21 protein-coding genes are annotated in these 23,366 nt (G+C 68.9%); 19 read left to right on the top strand and 2 right to left on the bottom strand.

The window, feature by feature from the left end:
• The first annotated feature begins 1 nt into the window (after position 1).
• The 19 genes from AAF604_05765 (at position 2) to AAF604_05675 (ending at position 20,838) form a co-directional block, all read left to right on the top strand.
• Positions 2-661 carry an HAD family hydrolase gene (locus tag AAF604_05765; GenBank protein ID MEM7049143.1) on the top strand — a complete coding sequence of 220 codons (660 nt, stop codon included), beginning with the start codon at positions 2-4 and terminating at the stop codon, positions 659-661.
• Positions 658-1,782, top strand: coding sequence for a hypothetical protein (locus AAF604_05760; GenBank protein ID MEM7049142.1), 1,125 nt, complete (start codon positions 658-660; stop codon positions 1,780-1,782). Before AAF604_05765 ends, AAF604_05760 begins: the two co-directional genes overlap by 4 nt.
• Positions 1,779-3,137, top strand: a complete 1,359-nt coding sequence (locus AAF604_05755; GenBank protein ID MEM7049141.1) for an oligosaccharide flippase family protein — start codon at positions 1,779-1,781, stop codon at positions 3,135-3,137. The genes AAF604_05760 and AAF604_05755 overlap by 4 nt, the downstream gene beginning before the upstream one ends.
• Positions 3,138-3,303: 166 nt before the next feature.
• Positions 3,304-4,035, top strand: coding sequence for a class I SAM-dependent methyltransferase (locus AAF604_05750; protein MEM7049140.1), 732 nt, complete (start codon positions 3,304-3,306; stop codon positions 4,033-4,035).
• Between the two features lie 10 nt (positions 4,036-4,045).
• A complete protein-coding gene (locus AAF604_05745) occupies positions 4,046-4,783 on the top strand; it encodes a class I SAM-dependent methyltransferase (protein ID MEM7049139.1) in 738 nt (245 codons plus the stop codon).
• A 31-nt stretch (positions 4,784-4,814) separates the two neighbouring features.
• A complete protein-coding gene (locus AAF604_05740) occupies positions 4,815-5,939 on the top strand; it encodes an NAD-dependent epimerase/dehydratase family protein (GenBank protein MEM7049138.1) in 1,125 nt (374 codons plus the stop codon).
• Positions 5,940-5,949: 10 nt separating this feature from the next.
• On the top strand, positions 5,950-6,981 hold the full coding sequence (locus AAF604_05735) for a glycosyltransferase family 4 protein (protein ID MEM7049137.1): 1,032 nt from the start codon (positions 5,950-5,952) through the stop codon (positions 6,979-6,981).
• A gap of 21 nt (positions 6,982-7,002) precedes the next feature.
• A complete protein-coding gene (locus tag AAF604_05730; protein ID MEM7049136.1) occupies positions 7,003-8,148 on the top strand; it encodes a glycosyltransferase family 4 protein in 1,146 nt (381 codons plus the stop codon).
• Positions 8,145-9,335, top strand: coding sequence for a glycosyltransferase (locus AAF604_05725; GenBank protein ID MEM7049135.1), 1,191 nt, complete (start codon positions 8,145-8,147; stop codon positions 9,333-9,335). Before AAF604_05730 ends, AAF604_05725 begins: the two co-directional genes overlap by 4 nt.
• Entirely contained in the window at positions 9,323-10,390 is a 1,068-nt protein-coding gene (locus AAF604_05720) for a Gfo/Idh/MocA family oxidoreductase (GenBank protein ID MEM7049134.1), read from the top strand. Before AAF604_05725 ends, AAF604_05720 begins: the two co-directional genes overlap by 13 nt.
• Positions 10,377-11,546 carry a hypothetical protein gene (locus AAF604_05715; protein ID MEM7049133.1) on the top strand — a complete coding sequence of 390 codons (1,170 nt, stop codon included), beginning with the start codon at positions 10,377-10,379 and terminating at the stop codon, positions 11,544-11,546. Before AAF604_05720 ends, AAF604_05715 begins: the two co-directional genes overlap by 14 nt.
• Positions 11,539-12,924, top strand: coding sequence for an O-antigen ligase family protein (locus AAF604_05710; GenBank protein ID MEM7049132.1), 1,386 nt, complete (start codon positions 11,539-11,541; stop codon positions 12,922-12,924). Before AAF604_05715 ends, AAF604_05710 begins: the two co-directional genes overlap by 8 nt.
• Complete coding sequence (locus tag AAF604_05705) at positions 12,902-14,176, top strand: glycosyltransferase family 4 protein (protein MEM7049131.1); 1,275 nt, start codon at positions 12,902-12,904, stop codon at positions 14,174-14,176. The genes AAF604_05710 and AAF604_05705 overlap by 23 nt, the downstream gene beginning before the upstream one ends.
• Positions 14,169-14,789: a sugar transferase gene (locus tag AAF604_05700; protein ID MEM7049130.1), complete on the top strand. Its 621-nt coding sequence runs from the start codon at positions 14,169-14,171 to the stop codon at positions 14,787-14,789. Before AAF604_05705 ends, AAF604_05700 begins: the two co-directional genes overlap by 8 nt.
• The gene (locus AAF604_05695) at positions 14,786-15,439 is read left to right on the top strand and encodes a transferase (GenBank protein MEM7049129.1); all 654 of its coding nucleotides are present in this window, start codon (positions 14,786-14,788) and stop codon (positions 15,437-15,439) included. Before AAF604_05700 ends, AAF604_05695 begins: the two co-directional genes overlap by 4 nt.
• Positions 15,440-16,570, top strand: coding sequence for an aminotransferase class I/II-fold pyridoxal phosphate-dependent enzyme (locus tag AAF604_05690; protein ID MEM7049128.1), 1,131 nt, complete (start codon positions 15,440-15,442; stop codon positions 16,568-16,570).
• Positions 16,571-16,573: 3 nt separating this feature from the next.
• Entirely contained in the window at positions 16,574-17,725 is a 1,152-nt protein-coding gene (locus AAF604_05685) for a nucleotidyltransferase family protein (protein ID MEM7049127.1), read from the top strand.
• 83 nt (positions 17,726-17,808) lie between these two features.
• Positions 17,809-18,777, top strand: a complete 969-nt coding sequence (locus AAF604_05680) for an NAD-dependent epimerase/dehydratase family protein (GenBank protein MEM7049126.1) — start codon at positions 17,809-17,811, stop codon at positions 18,775-18,777.
• A gap of 132 nt (positions 18,778-18,909) precedes the next feature.
• A complete protein-coding gene (locus AAF604_05675) occupies positions 18,910-20,838 on the top strand; it encodes a nucleoside-diphosphate sugar epimerase/dehydratase (protein MEM7049125.1) in 1,929 nt (642 codons plus the stop codon).
• A gap of 834 nt (positions 20,839-21,672) precedes the next feature.
• Here the strand turns inward: AAF604_05675 and AAF604_05670 are convergent.
• Together AAF604_05670 and groEL are read right to left on the bottom strand one after the other, a co-directional pair.
• Complete coding sequence (locus AAF604_05670) at positions 21,673-21,969, bottom strand: CPCC family cysteine-rich protein (protein MEM7049124.1); 297 nt, start codon at positions 21,967-21,969, stop codon at positions 21,673-21,675.
• Between the two features lie 162 nt (positions 21,970-22,131).
• Positions 22,132-23,366, bottom strand: a 1,235-nt coding sequence (gene groEL / locus AAF604_05665) for a chaperonin GroEL (GenBank protein ID MEM7049123.1), incomplete at its 5' end; no start/stop codon positions are given.

Raw genomic sequence — 23,366 nt, 5'->3', positions numbered from 1 at the left:
GATGACGACCCCGCCCCTGCGCGCCGTGGTCTTCGATTTCGACGGCGTCATCCTCGAGTCGACCGAGATCAAGACCCGCGCCTTCGCCGACCTGTTCGCCGACCGGCCGGAGCACCGCGAGGCGATCCTGCGCCACCACCTCGAAAACGTCGGTCTGTCGCGCTACCGCAAGTTCGAGTGGATCTACCGTGAGCTCTTCGCCGAGCCGCTGAGCGACGAAGCCTCGCGCCAGCTCGGCGAACGCTACTCGGCGATCGCCCTCGAGCAGGTGATGGCCTGCCCGATGGTCCCCGGCGCCCGGCAGGTGCTCGCCGACCTGGTCGGCAAGCTGCCCGCCTTCGTCGCCAGCGGCACACCGCAGGTAGAGCTGCGCCAGATCGTCGCCGAGCGCGGCCTCGGCCCCTACTTCGCCGAGGTCCACGGCGCGCCGCGGCCCAAGGAGGCCATCCTCGAAGACCTCCTCCAACGCCACCGGCTGGCACCGCGGGAGGTGGTGATGGTGGGGGACGGCATGACCGATCTGCGCGCCGCCCAGGCCGTCGGCACCCGATTCGTGGGTCGCGAGCTGGGCTCCGTCTTCGCCGCCGAGGAGGTGCCGCGGGTCGCCGACCTGGTCGGGCTGCGGCCACACCTCGGCCTGCCCCCGGGCGAGGGCCCATGAGCCCTCGGGAGCGCACCGCGCCACGCCTCGTCGGCGCCTATCGCGGCTGCGCCCTGATGGTGCTCAACGGCCTGCTGACGCTGCTCCTGATCAACCTGGCGGCAGCCCTGCTGTTGGCGCTGCTGCCGCAGAGGTCCGGCTCCCAGCTCTACCGCGACGAGGTCCTGGCGCAGGCCTATCCGGGCTGGAGCGAAGACGATCGCCGCCAGCTCCTCGACGAGACCTGGAACCGGACCTACCGCTACGAGCCCTACGTCCAGTTCCGCGAGCAGGCCTTCAGCGGGCGTTTCGTCAACGTCTCATCGGCGGGCTTTCGGCAGGGGCCCGAAGACCCCGACTGGCCGCCCCGGGAAGGCGAAGAATCGGTCTTCGTCTTCGGTGGATCGACCGCCTTCGGCTACGGTGTCGCCGATCACGAGACCCTGCCGGCGGCCCTCGGCCGCCACCTCGAAGCCACCTGCGGACGGCCGCTGCCGGTCTACAACCTGGCGCGCTCCAACTACTACAGCACCCAGGAGCGCATCCTCTTCACCCAGCTCCTGTCGGCCGGCCAGGTGCCGCGCGCGGCGGTTTTCCTCGATGGCCTGAACGACACCCTCTACGACCGCGACGAGCCCAAGTTCACCGGCCGCCTGGCGGCGTTGATGGACGAGAGCGACACCTCCGTGCGGCGCCGCGCCGTCAAGACCCTGGCGCTGTTCCGTCTCCTTCGCCGGCTGCAGCCGACCGGCCCCGACGCGGTGACCGCCGGCGATCCCGGTCGCGCCCCGCAGGTCCTCGAGCGCTGGCGACGCAATCGCCAACTGACCACCGCCACGGCCGAGGCCGCCGGAGCTCACGCTCTCTTCGTCTGGCAGCCGGTACCGGCCTGGGGCTACGACCTCGAGCACCACCTGTTCGCCGACACCGGCATTCCCGCCGCCGAGCTGCTGGCTCGGGTCTACCAGCGGATGGACCGCGAGCGCGATCCAGAAGATCCCCAGTTCCTGTGGCTCGCCGACGTCCAAGAAGGCCGCCAAGACCTCTTCTACATCGACCGGGTGCACTACTCGGCCGCCTTCAACGCTGAGCTGGCGGGCCACATCGCCGAGCGCCTGAGCCCCGTCCTCTGCCCTCCATGAGCGCCGAGCGGTCGGTCACCCGCCGCATCCTCGGCAACACCCTCTGGCTGCTCAGCGCCCGCGGCCTGTCGATGCCGCTGGCCTTCGTCGAGAGCATCGTCGTCGCCCGCCTGCTGGGCGTCGCCACCTTCGGCGTCCTCGGCATCGTCATCACCATCGTGACGGTCACCAAGCGCCTGCTGTCTTTTCGCATGAACGAGTTCGTGGTCAAGTACCTGGCGGAAGCCCAGGAGAGCGAAGACCCCAAGCTCGGCGGGGCGGTCCTGAAGGGCGCCCTGCTCACCGAAGGGGTCACCGCCGGCGTCGCCTTCCTCCTCATCGCCGCCCTCGCGCCGTGGACCGCCGACCGCTTCCTGGGGGACCCGCAGGCGGCCCGCTGGATCATCACCTACGGTCTCATCGTGCTCGCCGAAGCGATGATCGAATCGACCACCGGCGCCCTCCAGGCCTTCGATCGCTTCGCCCTCCAGGCCCGCTTCAACGTCCTGCGGCGCTTGATCATCCTGCTGGCGGTGGTCGCCGCCAGCCTCCTCGACGGCGGCCTCGGCGAGGTCATCGCCGCCTATCTGCTGGGCCACGGCACCATCGCCATCGCCAGCCTCGTCGCCACCCACCGGGAGGCGGTCCGGCAGCTCGGTGCCGATTGGTGGAAGGCCTCCTGGAGCCTGCTTGGCGAGCGCTGGCGGGAGATGCGCCGCTTCACCCTGTTCACCAACTTCGGCGCCACCCTGAGCCTGATCATCAAAGAAGCCGACCTGCTGTGGATCTCCTTCTTCCAGACCCCCACCGAGGCCGGTTACTACAAGCTCGCCATGTCCCTCCTCAAGGTACCCTTCGCCGCCGCTTCGCCGATGGTCAAGTCGGTCTATCCGGAGCTTTCGAAGGCGGTGGCCCGACGCTCCGCCGGCGCAGTGCGCAAGATCCTGCTCCGTAGCACCCAGATCAGCGCCCTCTGGGTGGTGCCGGTCTGCCTCGCCCTGGCGCTGCTGGCGCCCTGGATCGTCGAACGCTTCTACGGCCCGGAATTCTTGCCAGCGGTGGCCGTGGTACGCCTCCTGCTGATCGGACTCGGCCTGTCGAATCTGCTCTTCTGGACCCGGCCGGCGCTGCTCGCCTTTGGCCGCCCCGACGCCGCCTTCAAGATCGCCATCGTCAATGCGGTGCTCAAGGTCGCCCTGGCGATCACCCTGCTGCCGATCGCCGGCTACCTCGCCCTCGCCGGCATCCTCTCGGGCCTCTACCTGGTCGGCATCGCCCTGTCGCTGGTGGTCATCGCCCGCGAGCTGAAACGGCTTCGAGGTCTTCTCGCGGGCGGCTCCGAGGATGGTCCCGAGGAGACGCAAGCTCCGGCCTGAGAATGGGCGTGATCCCGCAACGAGGAAAGCCCTTGCCGGCAGCCTTCCGGGGCTCCTGAAAAGCTCTGGGAGAGGGCACGATCTGTTAGACTTTCGGCACCAACGCGAAGCTTTCAGCGGATTCACGGCGTTGGTGCTCCCCCATTTCGGGCTCAGAGAGAAAAGCATGACCGATCGCTACAGCTCGGAGGTCTTCGGGCATTACCTGACGACTGCCTCGGCCCATCGCAGCGACCTTTCGGAGGAAGGGATCGCCAAGTCGCGCCAGGCCTATCAACGGGAGTTCGGCGCCTTCCTGCCGTCGGACAAGGACGCCCCGATCCTCGAGATCGGCTGCAGCGTCGGCGGCTTCCTCGACTTCCTCGCGGAGAGCGGCTACCAAACCGTGCAAGGGGTCGAGATTTCCCACGAGCTGGTCGAGGTCTGCCATCAGCGCGGTCACGAGTCGGTGGTGTGCGCCAGCGGCCTCGATTTCTTGGCCGGCAGCGACCAGCGCTGGGCGACGGTGGTGATGATCGACGTCCTCGAGCACCTCCCGAAGCAGGCCGGTCTCGATCTCCTGAAGGCCATCGCCGCCTGTCTGCAGCCCGAAGGCCGACTGGTCCTGCGGGTGCCGAACATGAGCAATCCCCTCAACCTGCAGGCGCGCTACGGCGACTTCACCCACGAGGTCGGCTACTCGAAGGAAGCCCTCGAGCAGATGCTGCGCATCGCCGGCTTCGAGGTCGAGTCGGTGCACGCCGCCGCCGGCCAGCACCGCAACCCGCTCGCCAAGCTGGTCTTCGATCGCATGGCGTGGTGGGCCTTCCAGCAGTTCTGTCGTCGCACCATGCAGATCCGCGCCCAGGTCCTGCGCGGCAAGAACATCATCGGCGTCGCCACCCCGAAGGCATCGTGAGGCGCCGACCGTGAGCCCAGCCACCTACCGCGACGAGGCCTTCGACCAGTACCTGTCGTCGATCTACGCTCACCTGCGCAACGATCTGTCGGAGGCTGGCCTGGAGCGCTCCATCGGCACCTATGACCGCGAGTTCGGCGCCTACCTGCCCGACGACCGGCAGGCCGCCATCCTCGAGATCGGCTGCGGCAGCGGCGGCTTCCTGCGCCTCTGCAAGAGCCTCGGCTACGAGCGCGTCCAGGGCATCGACATCTCCCAGGAGCAGGTCGACTTCTGCAACCGCAACGGCCTGCCGGAGGTCGAGTGCTCGGACGGCCTGAGCTTCCTCGAGGGCTCGCCGGGGCGCTTCGACCTGATCTTGATGAGCGACGTCCTCGAGCACTGCCCGAAGGCGGAAGCCCTCGGCCTGCTGAGAGCCATCCACGGCGCCCTCGATGTCGGCGGCCGGGTGGTGGTGCGGGTGCCGAACATGAGCAATCCCCTCAACCTGCGCACCCGCTTCGTCGACATCACCCACGAGCTCGGCTTCACCCGCAGCAGCCTGGCGCAGGTCTTCGAGCTCACCGGCTTCACCGTCGACCGCGTCGAAGGCGCCGTCAGCCGGCACTCGAATCCCCTGGCCCGGCTGGTCTTCGACCGCTTCCTGTGGGCCGCCTTCCGGCTGCTCTACCGGCAAGTGCTGTGGCTCGATGACGAAGCCCTGCAGGGCAAGAATCTGATCGGCGTCGGCCGCAAGGCGAGCGCCTGAAGGTTGTCTTTTTCTTTCGCGAGGACTTGAGATGAGCGAAACCATTCTGGTCACCGGCGGCGCCGGTTTCATCGGCTCCCACCTGGTCGACAAGCTGGTTGCCGACGGTCACCGGGTGCGGGTGCTCGACGCCCTCGACCCGCAGGTTCACGAGGGCGGGCAGCGCCCCGACTACCTCAACCCGCAGGTCGACTACACCTTCGCCTCGATGTCCGACGACGCTGCCCTGGCGGCGTGCCTCGAGGGGGTCGACGTGGTGGTCCATTTCGCCGCCAGCGTCGGCGTCGGCCAGTCGATGTACGCCATCGAGAAGTACGTCGAGTCCAACACCCTCGGCACCTCGAAGCTCCTCGACCGGCTGGTCAACCAGGGCCGCGGCCAGATCCGCAAGCTGGTGGTGGCGTCGTCGATGAGCGTCTACGGTGAAGGCCTCTACGACTGCGCCACCTGCGGCCTCCAGGCTCCCGGTGATCGCAGCATCGAGCAGCTCGAAGCCGGCCAGTGGGAGCCACGCTGCCCGAGCTGCGGTGAGGCCCTGGCTCCTCGGCCGACGGACGAGTCGAAGCCCCTCGACCCGACCTCCGTCTACGCCCTCACCAAGTACGACCAAGAGCGCCTCTGCGTCGCCATCGGCAAGGCCTACAAGCTGCCGGTGGTGGCGCTGCGCTTTTTCAACGTCTACGGACCGCGGCAGGCGCTCTCGAACCCCTACACCGGGGTCGCCGCCATCTTCTCGTCGCGCATCAAGGCCGGCAACGCGCCGCTGGTCTACGAGGACGGCCAGCAGCGCCGCGACTTCGTCAGCGTCTACGACATCGTCGCCGCCGTCCAGCTCGTCATGGAGCATGCCGGGGCCGACTACCGGGTGTTCAACGTCGGCAGCGGCCACACCGTCTCGGTGGTCGAGCTCGCCGAGCTGCTGATCGAGCTCTACGGCAAGCAGGGTGAGTTGCAGCCGGAGATCGCCGGGCGCTTCCGACAGGGCGACATCCGCCACTGCTTCGCCGACATCTCGGCCCTGCGCGACCTCGGCTTCGCGCCCGCCATCGAGCTCGCCGACGGCCTGCGCGACCTCGCCGCCTGGGCCGATGGCCAGCAGGCCGAGGATCGCTTCCAGGCGGCCCAGCAGGAGCTGCGCAACAAAGGCCTGGCGTAGTTCCGTCGCCATGAAGATCTGGTACTTCTCGAAGGGCGACGAGAACGTCCCGAGCAGCCGCTACCGCTGCTTTTTCTTCGCCGAAGAGCTGCGCCAGCAGGGCCTCGAGGTGGAGATTTGCGATCCGCCACCGCGGCGCTTCGGGCTGCGCATTCCGCGCGGCGGGCTGGCCGAGCTGTGGCGCCTCCACCGCCAGCTCCGCAAGGCTCGCAAGGGCGACGTCATCTACCTGCAGCGCCCGATCCACAATACCCTGTTCGTGGGCCTGGCGGTGCTCCACAAGTGGCTCTTCCGGCGCGCCATGGTGTTCGACTACTGCGACCCGATCTTTCTCCACTCGCCGCGCAAGACCGCCCTGCTGGCGCGCTGGGCCGACGCCGTGGTGGTGAGCTGCGAGGACCTGGCGCGCTTCGCCCGGCGCTACAACGACGAGGTCCACATCGTGCCCAACAGCGTGCGGGCGGGCGAGATCCACGACCTCTCCGCGTCGCGGCCGGAGGCCCCGCGGCCGGTGGTCGGATGGGTCGGCGGGGCGCGCCTCCACGAGAAGAACCTGCGCCTGCTGATGGCCGTCTTCCGCCGCCTCGAGACGCCCTTCACCTTCCGCCTGATCGGCGCCAAGGGTGCCGACGATCTGGTGGCCGACTTCCGCGCCGTCCCGGATCTCGACCTCGACGTCATCGAGTGGCTCAGCCCGGAGAAGGTGCCGACGGAGATCACCAAGTTCGACATCGCGGTGTTGCCCCTCGAAGCCACCGACTGGAATCAGAAGCTGGTCACCAAGCTGCTCGAGTACCTCGCCGGCGGCGCCGCCGTGGTCGCCAGCCCGGTGGGCGACAACCGCTTCGCGATCGAGGACGGCGTCAACGGCTTCCTGGCCACCCACGAAGACGAGTGGGTGACCAAGCTCGACACCCTGCTCGCCGACGGCGAGCTGCGCCGCCGCTTCGCCGAACGCGGTCAGGAGACGCTGCGCCAGCGCTATTTCCTGACCGCGAACGGCCAGCGCCTGGCGCAGATCCTGCGCGACCTCGCCGCCTGAGGCGGGAGCCGAAACGCCGTCATGCGCCTGCTCTACCTGTCCCTGTCCTACGTGCCGTCGCGCCGCGCCAGCGCCGTCCACGTGATGAAGATGTGCGCCGCCCTGGCGCGCCAGGGGCACCAGGTGGAGCTGATCACCAAGCGCTGTCCGCCGCGCCAGGAGCCGGGGGTCGAGGACGATCACCGCTTCTACGGCGTCGAACCGATCTTCCGCCTCGACAAGCTGCCCCGGCCGGCGTGGCGCGGCGGCGGCCTGGTCTACAGCCTCGCCCTCGAGCGCCGCTTGCGGCGAGCCCGCCGCGAGGCCGGCACCACGGTCTTCAGCCGTGACCTGTTCGGCGCCTGGCGCTCCGTTCGCCTCGGCCTGCCAACCATTTTCGAGGCCCACGGCCTGCCCAAGACCGCCCGCGCCACGCGCTGGCACCGCGAGCTTTTCGCCAGCCCCCATCTCGAGCGCCTGGTGGTCATCTCGCAGGCCCTGGCGGAGCGCTTCGAGGGCCTTGGCCTGCTGCCCCCCGCCGACCGGCTGCTGGTAGCCCACGACGCCGCCGACCCGATGGCCGTCGCCGAACCACGAACGCCGCCCTGGAACGAGCCGCAGATCGGCTATATCGGTCACCTCTACCCGGGGCGCGGCGTCGAGGTGATCGTCGCCCTCGCCGAGCGCCTGCCGCAGTGCTCCTTCCACCTGGTGGGCGGCCGGCGCGAGGACGTCGAGCGCTGGCGCGCCACCACCGCTCTGCCCAACCTGACCTTCCACGGCTTCGTCGCCCCCGGCGAGCTGGCGGACCACTACGGCCGCTTCGACATTCTGCTGATGCCCTACCAGCGCAAGGTCGGCGTCGCCAGCGGCAAGACCGACACCAGCGGCTGGATGTCGCCGATGAAGATGTTCGAGTACCTCGCCACCGGCCGGCCGATCGTCTCCTCGGATCTGCCGGTGCTGCGCGAGGTGCTGCGCGACGAGGACAACGCCCTGCTGGTGGCGCCGGAGGACGTCGACGGCTGGGCGCAGGCGATTCAGCGGCTCCTCGACGACGGCCCCCTGGCCCGCCGCCTCGGCGAACAGGGCGAGCGCGACTTTCGCGATCACTACACCTGGGATGCCCGGGCGCGGGCCGTGCTCGATGGGCTCGGATCTTCGGCGGCAGAAAGTCCTCGGCGATGACCGACGCCAAGCCACCCCTCGCCACGCCACCCCTCGAGGTCTGGCTATTCCGCCCCACCATGGGCCACGGCGGCGCCGATCGCGTCACTCTCACCCTGCTGCAGCACCTCGACCGCCGCCGCTTTCGGCCGACGCTGGTGCTGATGCAGCGCTCGGGGCCGTTTCTCGAAGGCATCCCGGAAGACGTCCCCGTCCTCTCCCTCGACGCCCCACGGCTGGTCTCGGCGGTGCGGCCGCTGGCCGCCCTACTGCGCAATCCACCGCCGGCGGGGCCGCCGGATCTGCTGTTTTCGACCGCCAGCGGCACCAACTTGGTGGTCACGCTACTGCCGCGCCACCTGCGCCGGCGCTTCGGACTGATGCTCTCCGAGCGCAGCACCCTGCAGCGCGACGACCGGGCCGCCTGGAAGAACCGCCTGCTGCTGTTCGCCAAGAGCCGCCTCTACGGCCGCGCTCAGCGCATCGCCGCGGTTTCGGCGGGCATCGCCGACGATCTGGTGGCCCGCACCGGCTTCCCGCGCCAGCGCATCGACGTCGTCTTCAACCCGGTGGTCAGCGACAGCCTGCATCAACGCGCCAGCGAGACGGTGGCGGAGCCTTGGCTCGCCGAAGCCGATGACGACGACGGCCCACAGGTCATCTTGGCCGCCGGCCGGCTGGTGCCAGTGAAGGACTACGGCAACCTGCTCGCAGCCTTCGCGCGGCTGCAGCGCGAGCGACCGCGAGCCCGCCTGGTTGTGCTCGGCGAAGGGCCCGAACGCACCACCCTCGAAGCCCAGGCCGAGGCCCTCGGCATTGCCGATGTGGTCAAGCTGCCGGGCTTCGTCGACAACCCCTTCGCCTGGATGAGCCGGGCCACGGTGTTCGCCTTGAGCTCGCGTTTCGAAGGGCTTCCCGGGGTCCTTATCCAGGCGATGGCCTGCGGCGCCGCGGCGGTGTCGACGGACTGCCCGACGGGCCCCTCGGAGATCATCCGTGACGGCGAGAACGGCCTGCTGGTGCCGGTGAGCGACCCCGCCGCGCTGGCCACCGCCGTCGGTCGCCTGCTCGACGACGCCGAGCTGCGCCGGCGTTTGTCACGACAGGGCCGCCGAGACATGCGACAATTCGGACTCGAAGCGTCCCTGCGGCGCTACTCGGATACCCTCGAAAGAACCGCTTCGGAGCGCGCGCAATGGACATCCTGAAGGTTGGACTGATCGGAGCAGGACACATCTCCGAAACCCACCTCAAGGCCTGGCATCGGTCCCAGGGCTGCCAGGTCACGGACATCTTCGACCTCAACCGCGAAATGGCCGAAGAGCGCGCCCGGCGCTTCCGCATCGAGCGGGTCCACGATCGCCTGGAAGACCTCCTGGACAAGGTTCAGGTGGTCGACATCTGCACTCCGCCGTCGACCCACGGAGACCTGCTGCGGCAGGCCGCCGAACGCGGTCTCCACATCCTGATCGAAAAGCCGATGGTGATCTGGGCGTCCGAATGGGAGGAGCTGGCGCCGCTCTTCGCGCGCTCGCCGGGCAAGCTGGCGGTGCTCCACAACCTGAAGTATGCGCGCAGCGTGCAGAACGCCAAGAAGTGGGTCGACCAGGGGCGCATCGGTCGCATTCTGCGTCTCACCCGCCGCTTCCTCACCCACCCCGAGAGCGACCGCATGCTGGTCGGCGACCGCCACTGGTCCCATCGCCTGCCGGGGGGCCGCTGGTTCGAGACCCTGCCCCACGAGCTCTACCTCATCCACAGCTTCCTCGGCCCCCTCGGCCTGGCCCACGTCGACGCTCTGCAGACGGCGGCGGCCCCGCCGGGAGCACCGGCCGACGAGGTCCAGCTCACCTTCACCGGTCGGGACGCCATCGCCACCGTCCACTACTCGGCGAGCTGTCGCCTCAACCACCGCAGCATGACCCTCTACGGCGAAAAGGGCATCATCGATATCGACCTGCTGGGCGACTCGGTGAAGGTGCTGAGCCACGGCGATGCCCAGTGGCGGCGCGCCGCCGGCGGCACCTTGCTCGATGCCGGCTCGGAGCTCGTGCAGTCGGTGCCGGACCGCATGGCCTACTTCGGCGAGCGCCTGCAGGGCGCCTCGCCCCACTTCAAGCTGATCCAGGACTTCGCCGGCTACCTCCACGATCGCAACCCCTCGCCGACGCCGATGGACGAGGTCGAGTACGTGGTGCGCCACTGCGAAGAGGTCGGGCGAGCCATCGACGCGCGGCTGGAAAGCCTCCGTGCCACAGGTTGATTTCCTGATCTCGAACCCCGGCCATCACCTGGCCATGAGCCAGCCGGTCGCCGCCGCCCTGGCCTTCCGGGGAGTGCGCTGCCGCATTCTGTCGCTGTGCGAGTTCCGCGGTCTGAAGACGCCCGCCGAAGCCCCACCGGCAGAGCTCTGCCAGGTGGTGCCGATGCGCTTCCGATCGCCCTCCTCGAGTCTGCCGACGACGGGCTCGTCGAGGACCGCCGGTCGCGGTCTCAAGCCGCTCGCCAAAGGCGCGGCCTGGAGTCTGCTCCTGGAGCGGCCGCTGCGCCGCCGGTGGCGCAGCGCCTGGCCCGACCTGGTGGTGCTACCCAACGACGCCGCCTACCCCTACGACCGCATCGTGGCGCTCCTCGGCCGCCTCGACATTCCGTTCGTTCTGCTCCAGGAGGGGATCCGTTTTCCGCTCCCGGGGGTCACCGAGGAAGACGCCTACGGCCGCGGCGACGCCAACGCCATCGCCGCCTGGGGCGAATCGAGCGCCGCCTACTTTCGCGCCACCGGGGTACACCACGATGCCATCCACGTCACCGGCAGCCCGCGCTTCGACCACCTGGTGGCGGATCGCCCGGCGCTCGCCGACGAGGGCCCGCTGGTCCTGCTCTCGAACCCGATCGACGACCAGGGCTTCTGCACCAAGGTCGGCAAGCTCGACCTGCTCGAGGAGTTCGCCCGCGGCGCGGCGCCGCTGTTCGAGGATCCGACCTTCCGCCTGGTGATCAAGCTCCACGCGCGCGAGGACCCCGAGGAGGTCCGCCAGCGCCTGTCCGACGTCCCCCACACTCAACGCATCGAGGTCACCGTCGACGCGCCCCTCCACGACCTCCTGCGCTCGGCCCGCGGCGCCGTCGTGCTGGCCTCGACCGTCGGCCTCGAAGCGCTGCTCCTCGGCGTCCCCCTGGCGGTGCTCGAGATTCCGCACCACGGCTTCGTCTTCGACTACGTCGAGTCGGGGGGCGCCTACGGTCTGTCGCGGCGCCGCGAGCTCGCCACTCAAGTCAGGGAATGGCTGGCCGATCCGCCGACGGCAGCGACCTATATCGACCAAGCCCTGGCCCACCACGGCCGTGCCGACGAAGAGGTCGCCAGCCTGATCGAACGCCTCGCCGATCGTCCCTTCGAGAAGGCCGGCTTTGACTGATTCGGCCCTGCGTCTGCCTCGCCCCCTCGCCCTGGTGCTGCCGGTGTTCGTGTTCTCGGCCTTCCTCACCCAGGTGAAGTTCATTCCCGGGGTGCGCAACAACATCGGACCCTTCGAGGTCCTCGGCGGCTTGCTGATCGCCACCTTCTTCCTGTTCTACCGCCGGCCCGAAAAGCCGCTGCGCTGGAACCCGATCATGGGCCTGGTGGCCGCCATCCTCGCCCTCGCCGCCGTGTCCCAGAGCTGGATGCCACCCACCCACACCCGCCTCGGCATCATCCAGGTCGCCATCCTGGTCTTTCTGCTGCTCTTCCTGATCACCCTCTACAACCTCATCCTGCAGTACCAGATCCATCCCGCCGCGATCCTGCGCCTGATCACCCTGTCGATCCTGATCGTCGGCCCTTGGGTGATCCTCTCCGGTGTCCAGGCGGCCGGCGACTACCAGGCCTCGGGGCCCTTCCGCAACCGTGCCCACATGGGCAGCTACATGCTCTCGGCCTTCTGGCTGGTGCTGCTCTACACGGTGCAGCCCAACCTCAAGAAGCTCGACCGGCTGTTCGCCAACGGCGCCCTCTGCCTGACCCTCTACGGCGTCGCCGTCTCCGGCCGGCGCTCCGTCTACCTGTCGCTGATCTTCGGCCTGGCGGGCCTCGCCGTCGGCTTCCTGTTCGCCCATCGCGGCAAGCGCCTGACGCTGGTGCGCAGCGCCGTCGTCACCTTCGGTTTTCTGGCCATCTTCTACACCTTCGGCGCCCTGCTGGTGCCCCAGGCTTCTTTCTTCAAGGAGCGCGTCGGCATGATCGGCTCGCGCCTCCAGATGGTGTTCGCACCGGAGGAGGACCTGCAGCAGGGGGACAGCTTCTTCACCCTGCAGCGCAAAGGGGTGATGATGGCCTTCGACGAGAGCCCGCTGTTCGGCATCGGCTGGGGCGGCTTCGCCAAATCGCGCTTCTCGCCCACCGGCCACGAGGTCCACAGCACCCCGCTGCGCTTCCTCGCCGAGCTCGGTATCGTCGGCCTCGCCCTCTACCTCCTGCTGATGGCCTACCTGCTCTACGGCTCCGCGCGCATGTTCTGGGACATGCGCCGCACCGCCTACGGCGGCGTCTATCTGATTCTGATGGTCAGCCTGTGGAGCCTGTCGGTGAGCTACGTCTACAACCGCCACATCACCGAGCGCGCCTTCTGGCTGCTGCTGTTGATGTTCTTGATCCTCGAGGCCTTCGCCCGCGCCCAGCGCCGAGCACCGCAGAGAGCCCACCGTCCAGCGGTGCTCCAAGGCCGCCAGCGGCCGGCCCTCGGCACCGCCATGGCGCTGCCCCGCGCCTCCCGAACTCCAGGTGTCTCCGCCCGTGGCCAACCGCCCTCCTGGTGAGGTCGCGGCGCCGGCCGCGCGGTCGGGGCAACCCCGCGATCGGGCCGCGGCATCAACGCCTTCGGAATCGCCGCCCTCGGGCCCCCTGGTGTTCGTGGTCACCCACGGCGTCACCGCCCGCTTCCTGATGCTCGACCTGCTGCTCTACCTGGCGCGGCAAGGACACGACGTGCGGGTCTTCGCCGCCGGCGGCCACGATCTCGACGCGGTGGCCGCTGCCGGCATCGCCGTCACCGCCGTGCCGCTGCAGCGCGAGATCCGTCCCCTCGCCGACCTGCGCGCCCTCTTCCGGCTCTACCGGGAGCTACGCCGGATCAGGCCGGCGCTGGTCAATGCCGGCACCCCGAAGGCCGGTCTACTGGCGATGATCGCCGCCTGGCTGCTGCGCGTGCCGCGCCGCCTCTACACCCTCCGCGGGCTGCGCCTCGAGACCGCCCGCGGCGCCAAGCGGCTTTTGCTGACCACCACCGAGAGGGTCGCCGCCGCCTGCGCCCAGCGGGTCGTCTGCGTCAGCGCCAGCCTGCGGCAGCGCGCCATCGACCTGCGGCTGGTCGCGGCGGAGAGAGCCACCGTGCTCGCCGACGGCTCGTCGAAGGGGGTGGACCTCGAACGCTTCCGGCCCGCCAACGAGAATGACCTAGGCGAACCAGGTACCGGCGAGAAGGATCCGGCGCTCCGCCGCTGGCGCGACAAGCTCGGCCTGACCGACGACGAGCCGGTGATCGGCTTCGTCGGTCGCTTCGTGCGCGACAAGGGCATCGAAGACCTGCTCGCCGCCTTCGACGAGCAGGTCCTGCCGCGCCACCCCCGGGCCCGCCTGTTGCTGGTCGGGGACTTCGAAGATGGCGATCCGGTGAGCCCCGCGACGCGCCAGCGCATCGAATCGGGAGCCGCCCTGCTGCGCCCCGGCTTCGTCGACGACAGCGCCCCTCTCTACCGCCTGATGACGCTACTGGCTTTCCCGTCCTACCGCGAGGGCTTTCCCAACGCGCCCCTCGAAGCCGCCGCCTCGGGCCTGCCGGTGGTCGGCTTCCGCGCCACCGGCGTGGTCGACGCCGTGGCCGAGGGCGAAACCGGCTTGCTGGTCGACATCGGCGACCGCCACGGCCTCGGCGAAGGCCTGGCGGCGCTGCTCGATGACCCCGCTCGCGCCCGCCGCCTCGGCCAGGCCGGGCGCCGCCGGGCCGAGGAGCGCTTCTCACAAGAACGCCTCTGGCGGGCCTGGGCCGAGGAGCTCGCGAGCGATGGCTGAGACCTTCTACCGCCGCCACGGCAAGCGCCTGCTCGATCTCGCCTTGACCATCCCGGCGAGCCTGGCGGCGCTGCCGGTCCTCGCATTGCTCGCCCTGCTGGTGCGCTGGCGGTTGGGATCGCCGGTGCTGTTTCGGCAAGCCCGCCCGGGCCTGGATGGTGCCATCTTCGAGCTCTACAAGTTCCGCACCATGACCGATGCCCGCGACGACGACGGCGTTCTGCTGCCCGATGGCGAGCGCTTGACCCGCTTCGGCCGCTTCCTCCGTCGCAGCAGCCTCGACGAGCTGCCGGAGCTCTGGAACGTGCTGCGCGGCGAGATGAGCCTGGTCGGGCCGCGCCCCCTGTTGGCGCGCTATCTCGAGCGGTACACTGCCGAGCAGGCCCGCCGTCACCAGGTGCGCCCCGGACTCACCGGCTGGTCGCAGATCAACGGCCGCAACGCCTTGAGCTGGAGCGACAAGTTTCGCCTCGACGTCTGGTACGTCGATCACCTCGGCCTGGGCCTCGATCTGAAGATTCTGTGGCTGACCGTGTTTCGGGTGCTCCGCCGTCAGGGTGTTTCGGCCCCCGGAGAGGCCACCATGCGGGAGTTCATGGGGGAAGAGGAATGAGCACCGTCCGCGACATCGTGGTAGTCGGCGCCGGCGGCTTCGCGCGCGAAGTTCGCTGGCTGATCGAGGAGATCAACCGGGTCGAAGAGCGCTTCCGCTTCCGCGGCTACCTGGTCTCGGACCTCGGACGCCTCGGCGAGCACGACAGTCGCGACGAAGTCCTCGGCGACTTCTCCTGGCTCGGCGACAACCGCGTCGATGCCGCCGCCATCGGCATCGGCACACCCAAGCCCCGCCTGGCGATCAGCGCCGAGCTGACGGCAGCCTTCCCCAATCTCGAGTGGCCGATCCTGGAGCACCCGACGGTGATCTACGACCGCGCCACCAGCCGCGTCGGCGAGGGATCGATCCTCTGCGCCGGAGTCCTCGGCACGGTGCATCTCGAGATCGGCGCCTTCTGCAATGTCAATCTCGCCTGCACCCTGGGCCACGAGGCCCGTCTGGGCCGCGGCTGCTGCCTCAACCCGACGGTCAACATCTCCGGCGGAGTCGACCTCGGCGAGGGCACGCTGGTGGGCACTGGCGCGCAGATCCTGCAGTACCTCCGGGTCGGCGAGGGCGCCACCGTCGGCGCCGGTGCGGTGGTCACCAAGGACATCCCGGCCGGCGCCACCGCCGTCGGCGTACCGGCCAAGGCCCTGGCACGATAGATGGCACGCATCTTCCTCTCCCCGCCCCACCTCAGCGGCCGCGAGCGCGAGCTGGTGGCGGAGGCCTTCGACAGCAACTGGGTGGCGCCCATCGGACCCCATGTCGACGCCTTCGAGCGCGAGGTCGCCGCCTGGGCCGAGGTGCCCCACGCCGCCGCCCTGTCCTCCGGCACCGCCGCCCTCCACCTGGCGATGGAGCTGCTCGGTGTCGGTCCCGGCGACGAGGTCCTCTGCCCCTCGCTGACCTTCGCGGCGAGCGTCAACCCGGTGCTCTACAACCGGGCCCAGCCGGTTTTTCTCGACTGCGATCCCACCACCTGGACCCTCGACCCGGACCTGCTCGAGGCCGAGCTCGAGGAGCGGAACCGCCAGAATCGCCTCCCCAAGGCGGTGATCGCCGTCGACCTCTACGGCCAGTGCGCCGACTACGATCGCCTGCTCGCCGCCTGCGATCGCTGGCAGCTACCGCTGGTGGAGGACGCTGCCGAGGCCCTCGGCTCCACCTACCGCGGGCGACCGGCCGGCGGCTTCGGCCGCCTCGGCGTGTTCTCCTTCAACGGCAACAAGATCATCACCACCAGCGGCGGCGGCATGCTGGTGTCGAACGACCGCACTCTGGTCGAGCGGGCGCGCTTCCTCGCCACCCAGGCGCGCGATCCGGCACCGCACTACGAGCACTCGACCCTGGGCTACAACTACCGCCTTTCGAACCTGCTGGCGGCCGTCGGGCGCGGCCAGCTCGAGCTGCTGCCCCAGCGCGTCGCGGCGCGGCGCCGCAACTTCGAGCGCTACCGCGAGCTGCTCGGCGGGCTGCCCGGTCTCGAGATGATGGCCGAGGCGCCCTACGGCCGATCGAATCGCTGGCTCACCTGCCTGACCATCGATCCGCAGGCCTTCGGGGCCGATCGCGAGGCGGTGCGCCGCGCTCTGGAAGCGGATGACATCGAAGCGCGACCGGTGTGGAAGCCGATGCACCTGCAGCCCCTCTTCCGCGACTGCCCGATGATCGGCGGCGCCGTCTCGGCCGACCTCTTCGCCCGCGGCCTGTGCCTACCGAGCGGCTCTTCCCTCAGCGATCAGGACCTCGAGCGGGTCGCCGGCCTGGTCGCCGGCTGCGCCCGCCCCGGCTGAGCCATGCGCTTCGCTCCGCCGGCGAATCTGGTCGATGCAGAGGTCCGCTGGCTGCTGGTGCGCGCCTTCGGTCCGCGCGATCAAACGCTTCCAGAGATCGCTGCCGAGCGCGCCTGCGACCTCGCCGAAGGCCTCGGTCTGGGATCGCCGATCAGCGCCCGCCACGACGGCGAGCGCTTGCAGCAGGAGATCGGCGCCGAGGGCGCCGCCCGCCTCGGCCAGGCGCGTCATCGCGCCGTCGCCGCCGCCCTGATGTTCGAGGATCTCGCCCAGCGCCTGCTCGCCACTGCCCAGCGGCTCGAGATACCGGTGCTGTTCCTCAAGGGCTTCGCCCTCAACTTCGCCCTCGACGGCGCCGCCGGCTGGCGGCCCTTTGGCGATCTCGATGTGCTGGCGCCGCAATCCCGCTCCCAGGAGCTCTTCGCGGCCCTGCTGGAAGAGGGCTTCCGCTCTTCCGAAGTGCTCTCGAACGACCAACACCTGCCGCCGCTCCTCGGCCCGACGGCGGGCTCCGTCGACCTCCACTACCGGCTGCGCGGCATCACCCTGGGCCAGGGACGGTGGGCCACCGCCGAAGAGCTCGCCGCGGCGGGCCTGGTTCGCGCCTTCGACGGCGGTCGCGAGACCTTGGCACCGGAGCTCCTCGCTGCCCACGTCCTGAGCCACGGCCTCGAGCAGCACGGCGACCGGCCCGACAGCTACCCGATGCTGCGCCTGGTCGGCGATCTCCTCGCCCTGACCGGACCCACCGGCGACCCTCGCACCACCGTACGACAAGCCCTCGAGTGGACGACGGACTCGCTGCGACGGGATGAAGCGGAGGCCCTGGGCGAGCTCTGCGGCCACCTGCAGCGGGGCGAGCTACCTTTCCCGGACCGCGACGCCGACGTCCTGCTGCGCCACTTCATAGCCGGCGCGCTGGTGCCCGGCTACGGCGACGGGCGACGCCTCGATCATGCCCGCGGACGGCTGCGTGAAGCCCGCCGCCAGGGGCGCCTCGGAAGGCATCTCTGGCGCAAGCTGTGGCTCAACCGTCGCGAGCTCGAGCTGCGCTACGGCAAAGCCCGCTCGCCCTGGTCCCATTGGGGGTGGCGCCTGCGGCGTCCCTTCGACATACTCTGGTCCCTGGTTCGGCCTGGCGCCGACCGTCCGTAGTCGACAACTCGCAGAGCCCGGCGGCCGACCCACCGTCGGCCTCGGCTGCAACCGCCGCCCCGGTCGCGGCAAGGAAGACCCCCATGGCCATTCCCGATTTCTCGTCCCACCCGGTGGTGGTCACCGGCGGCGCCGGCTTCATCGGCTCTCACCTGGTCGACGCCCTGGTCGATGGCGGCGCCCAGGTACGGGTGCTCGACGATCTGTCGAGCGGCAAGCGCGCCAACCTCGAGCATCACGGCGCCGGCGTCGAGCTGATCACCGGCGATATTCGCGACCTCGACACCTGCCGCCGGGCGCTCCGGGGGGCCCGCTATGTCTTTCACCAGGCTGCCCGCGGCTCGGTGCCACGCTCCCTGGCGGAGCCCAATCTCACCCTCGACATCAACGTCGGCGGTACCGCCACGGTGTTCACCGCGGCGCGCGACGAAGGCGTCGAGCGCATCGTCTACGCCTCGTCGTCGAGCGTCTACGGGGACAGCGCCGCACTGCCGAAGCGCGAAGGCGAGGAGGGCGCCCCGCTCAGCCCCTACGCCGCCTCGAAGAAGATGAACGAGGATCTGGCCCTGGTCTTCGGCCGCTGCTTCGACCTCACCATCGTCGGCCTGCGCTACTTCAACGTCTACGGACCTCGGCAGGACCCGAAGGGAGCCTATGCGGCGGTCATTCCGCGCTTTTTCAGCGCCTGTCTGGCGGGCGAAGCGCCGGTGATCTACGGCGATGGCGAACAGAGCCGCGACTTCACCTTCGTCGCCGATGCGGTGCGCGCCAACCTGCTCGCCGCCGGTGCTCCGAAGGCCGCCGGGGGACGCGCCTTCAACGTCGCCGCCGGCCGCCGCACCACCGTCAACGAGCTCGCCCAGAGGGTGCGCTCCGCCGCCGGACGCGGCCTCGAGGCGCAGCACGAGCCGCCTCGACCGGGGGACGTCGCCCACTCCCTGGCCAGCCTCGAGGCCGCCGGGGAGGTTCTCGGCTACCGGGCCGGCCTCGACCTCGAGCAAGGCCTCGAACGCAGCCGCGAGCACTACGCCGCCCTCACCGCCGCCGGCTGACGCCACCTTCCACCGCCTTCGAGACCGCCGCTTCGCGGCGCGAGAGAGATCTTTGCACTTCTCTCTAAAGAGACGATTCTTCTGTACAATGAGGTCGAGGGAGTCTTCTGTAGGTTTGGAGGTGACAAGGTGATGCAGGGATCTGAGGAGTCCCAGCCGGCAACCGAGAACAGCCGCCGGACTCTCGCCTCGTTCTTTCTGAAGCGTCGCACCCAGTTCGTTCTCGACTTGGCCGCCCTGGTGCTGGCCTTCGCGCTGGCTTACCTGCTGCGCTTCGAGTTCCGCCTCGCGGGCCAGGAAAGTCGCGCCCTCAGCCAGCTTCCCCTCGCCGTCCTCCTCCAGCTCACGGCCTGCCTGCTCGCCGGCATCCACACCTTCGTCTGGCGCTATGTCGGCCTGCGCGAGGTCGAAGCCTTCGCCCGCGCCGCGGTGTTCTCCGCGGTCCCGATGGTGGCGCTGCGCTACGGCCTGCCGGACGCCCTCGAGGTTTGGAAGATTCCTCTCTCGATCATCGTGATGGACACCATTTTCGCCTTTGGCGGTCTGCTCACGCTGCGCGTGCTGCGACGCCTGGTGTACGAGCGCTTCGAGCGCGGTCAGGCGTCCTCCAGCCAGCGCAAGGCGGTGCTCCTGATCGGCGCCGGCAAGGCCGGCGTGCTGGCCATGCGCGAGATCCAGAACCGCGGCGACATGGACATCGAGGCGGTCGGATTCGTCGACGACGATCCCTTGAAGCAGGGCATGGTGATTCAGGGAGCCAAGGTCCTCGGCACCACCCGCGAGCTCTCCCGCCTGGTGCGCGAAAACAGCATCGATCACGTCATTCTGACCATCGCCGAGGCCGATCCGCAGCGCTTGCAAAGGATCGTCGAGAGCTGCCGCCGGGAGGGCATCAAGGTGCGCACCATCCCGGGCCTCTATGAGGTGCTGCAGGGCAAGGTGTCGATCAGCCGCTTTCGGGACGTCGAGCTCGAAGATCTCCTCGGCCGCGACCCGGTGCGCCTCGACGAGGAGCAGCTGGGTCGCTTCCTGAGCGACGCGACGGTGATGGTCACCGGCGCCGGCGGCTCGATCGGCAGTGAGCTGGCGCGCCAGATCGCGCGTTTCCGGCCCCGCCGCCTCCTGCTCGTCGAGCGCGCCGAGCCGGCGCTGTTCCACATCGAGCAGGAGCTCCTCGCCCTCTGGCCGCAGCTCGAAGTGGTCCCGCTGGTGGCCGACGTCGGCGACGCCGAGCGCATCGCTCAGGTGCTCGACCAGTTGGCGCCGCGGGTGGTCTTCCACGCCGCCGCCCACAAGCACGTTCCGATGATGGAGAGCAACGAAGGCGAAGCGGTGAAGAACAATGTTCTCGCCACCCATCGGCTGGCTCAGGAGTGCGGCAAGCACGGCGTCGAGGCGATGGTGCTGATCTCTTCCGACAAGGCGGTGAGACCGAGCTCGATCATGGGCGCCACCAAGCGCGCCGCCGAGTTGGTGGTTCAGGACCACGACGCCCGCTACCCGGACACCCGCTTCCTGGCGGTGCGCTTCGGAAACGTCCTCGGCTCGGCCGGCTCGGTGATCGAGATCTTCAAGCGCCAGATCGCCGCTGGCGGTCCGCTGACCGTCACCGACCCTCAGATGGAACGCTTCTTCATGACCATTCCGGAGGCCTCCCAGCTGGTGCTGCAGGCGGCGGCCATGGGGCGCGGCGGCGAGATCTTCATCCTCGACATGGGGGAGCCGATCAAGATCGTCGATCTGGCGGAGAAGATGATTCGGCTCTCCGGCTTCGAGCCCGGCCGGGATATCGAGGTGGTGTTCTCCGGCCTGCGGCCCGGCGAGAAGCTCTACGAAGAGCTCGAGCTCGATGGCGAAGGCATCGCCAAGACCCGCCATCCGAAGATCTTCATCGGCCAGCTCAAGCCCTACCCGCGGGAGCAGATCGCGACCGCCCTCCAGGAGCTCGGCCGCCTCGCCGGCCGCGGCGACGGCGCCGCCATCCGCCGCCACCTGCGGGACCTCCTGCCGGAAGCTCGAATTCGCCTCACCGGCGATCACAGCGACCGCGTCGCGTCCTGAATCGGGCGTCTTATTTGAACTGGCATGACGGGTCGCCGAGCCGGTCAGTCTTCCAGCCACCTAAACCTCTGAAATCAAGCGTTTTGGCAGGCGAGTGACACCTCTTCCAGTGCGGCTGTTGCGAGTCTTCTTGGCAGGTGGGAGGCACCTGCTTAGCACTGACCTGAGACCGGACTCGGACGCAGGAGACGCTGCGCTTCTCGACTGCGCAGCCGAATGCTAGTGAGAAGTCCGGGCTAGCGTCGTCGCTGCCACTCGCGAGGATCGCGAGCTCCATGGAACACAGCGAAAACCTCCACGAGGTCATCGCGGAGCCGGTAGTAGATCTGGTACGGAAAGGGTCGGGGCAGGAGAGCACGCCGGAGATCTCGATAGGCCAGCGGAAAGCTCCGTGGCTGCTCCTCGATCCGGATCAGCGTTGCTTCAACTGCGTCGAGAAATCGAGAGCCGAGGCCAGGACGTTCGTCGTCGTACCAGTCTGCTGCCTCAGCAAGGTCCGCGAGAATCTCGTCGCGAAGGAGTCGCTTCATGCACGAGGGCGTTTTCCACGCAACGCGGCCACACGCTCTTTCACCTCGTCCCAGGTGAGCCAACCATCTGGAGACTGCTCAGCAGCCGCTAGGCGTTTGTCGAGTATCCGCTTCTGCCAGTCGTGAACCGGGAGGTTCTCGGCTTCGGCCTCAACGCTGTCCCAAAGCGTGGACGCGAGCTCGAGACGCTCTTCGACCGAGAGCTGCAATGCCTGGTCTTTGACGTTTGCGCTTGTCATACCACTTCAGTGTAGAGGAAAACAGGCGAGGTGCAAGCGAGAAACTGTCCCCAGCGATCAAACGGCTAGCACCTTCGAGGGTGATCCTTTGGCTTGGCCCCGCGGGAGCTCGAGCTCGCCTCCTCGGGAAGCGGTGGCCTCACATGGATCAGGAACTGGGGCTCGCTGGCACCGAAGCGCGCATAGTTACGCCGAGCTTGAGCCAGGCTTACCTTGTTCGCACCTCCCTCGTATTCGGGATTCCGGAACTGGACTGCGTCATCTTCCCAGAAACAGACGGGACAGAGCGCATAAGTACCGGGCGGCTCCTCGACGAGGGTCAGAAAGCCGCAGCAAGGGCAAGCGAAACGCGATTTGGGCACCCGCAACCCCCCAGTCGACGATGCGTTGGCTCTCCGCGAATTGGAAGAACTGTCTTATTCTCTCAAACGCACTGACGACAGGATGTCAGGAGTTTCGGCAGGGCACAAAAAAAGCCGGCTCCCGAGGGAGCCGGCTTTTCGTTTCGGTCGGCAGGACCGGTCCTACATCATGCCGCCCATGCCTCCCATGCCGCCCATGCCCGGGGCGCCACCGGCCGGAGCCGGCTCTTCCTTCTCCGGAATCTCGGAGACGAGGGCCTCGGTGGTGAGCATCAGGCCGGCGATGGACGCCGCGTTGATGAGGGCGTTCTTGGTCACCTTCGCCGGGTCGATGACGCCGGCCGAGACCAGGTCCTCGAACTCGCCGGTGGCGGCGTTGAAGCCGACATTGCCTTCCGTGCCGTGCAGCTCCTTGACCACCACGGAACCCTCTTCGCCAGCGTTGTTGGCGATCTGCCGGGACGGCTCTTCGAGCGCACGGCGCACGATGCCGACGCCGACGCCGAAGTCGTGGCTGTCGCCGTCGACCCCGTCGAGGGCCGCCAGGGAACGCACCAGGGTGACGCCGCCGCCGGGCACGATGCCCTCTTCGACGGCCGCCTTGGTGGCGTGCATGGCGTCTTCGACGCGCGCCTTCTTCTCCTTCATCTCGGTCTCGGTGGCAGCACCGACCTTGATCACGGCGACGCCGCCGACCAGCTTGGCGAGGCGCTCCTGGAGCTTCTCGCGGTCGTAGTCGGAGGTGGTCTCCTCGATCTGGGTCCGGATCTGCTTGACGCGACCGGCGATCGCCTCGCGGCGGGCGGCATCGTCGGAGTCGGTGACGATGGTGGTGTCATCCTTGTTGATGACCACCTTCTTGGCCTCGCCGAGGTCATCCCACTTGACGTTCTCGAGCTTGATGCCGAGATCCTCGGTGATCACCTTGCCACCGGTCAGGATGGCGATGTCCTCGAGCATGGCCTTGCGGCGGTCGCCGAAGCCCGGCGCCTTGACGGCGGCGATCTGCAGCGTGCCGCGCAGCTTGTTGACCACCAGCGTGGCGAGCGCCTCCTGCTCGAGCTCCTCGGCGATGAGAACGATGGGGAAGCCGCCGCGGATGGCCTCCTCGACGGTGATGGTGCCGTCCTTGCCGACCTTGTCCATCGCGTCGGCGATGATGTTGCCGATCTCGGTGTCCCAGTTTGCGGACACGGTGGCGACCTGGGCGATCTCCTTGGTGTTGTTGACCCGCTTGGAGATCTTGCCGAGTTCGGCCACGAGGGCCTCGGCGGCCTTCATGATACCGCGCTGCAGCGAGATCGGGTTGGCGCCGGCGGTGACGTTGCGCAGACCTTCTTTGTAGATGGACTCGGCGAGCACCGTGGCCGTCGTGGTGCCGTCACCGGCGATGTCGG

It is taken from the genome of Acidobacteriota bacterium, assembly GCA_039028635.1.
Lineage (GTDB): Bacteria > Acidobacteriota > Thermoanaerobaculia > Multivoradales > JBCCEF01 > JBCCEF01.
The sequence above is the reverse complement of the archived record's forward strand: the minus strand, read 5'-3'. Positions and strand labels throughout refer to the sequence as shown.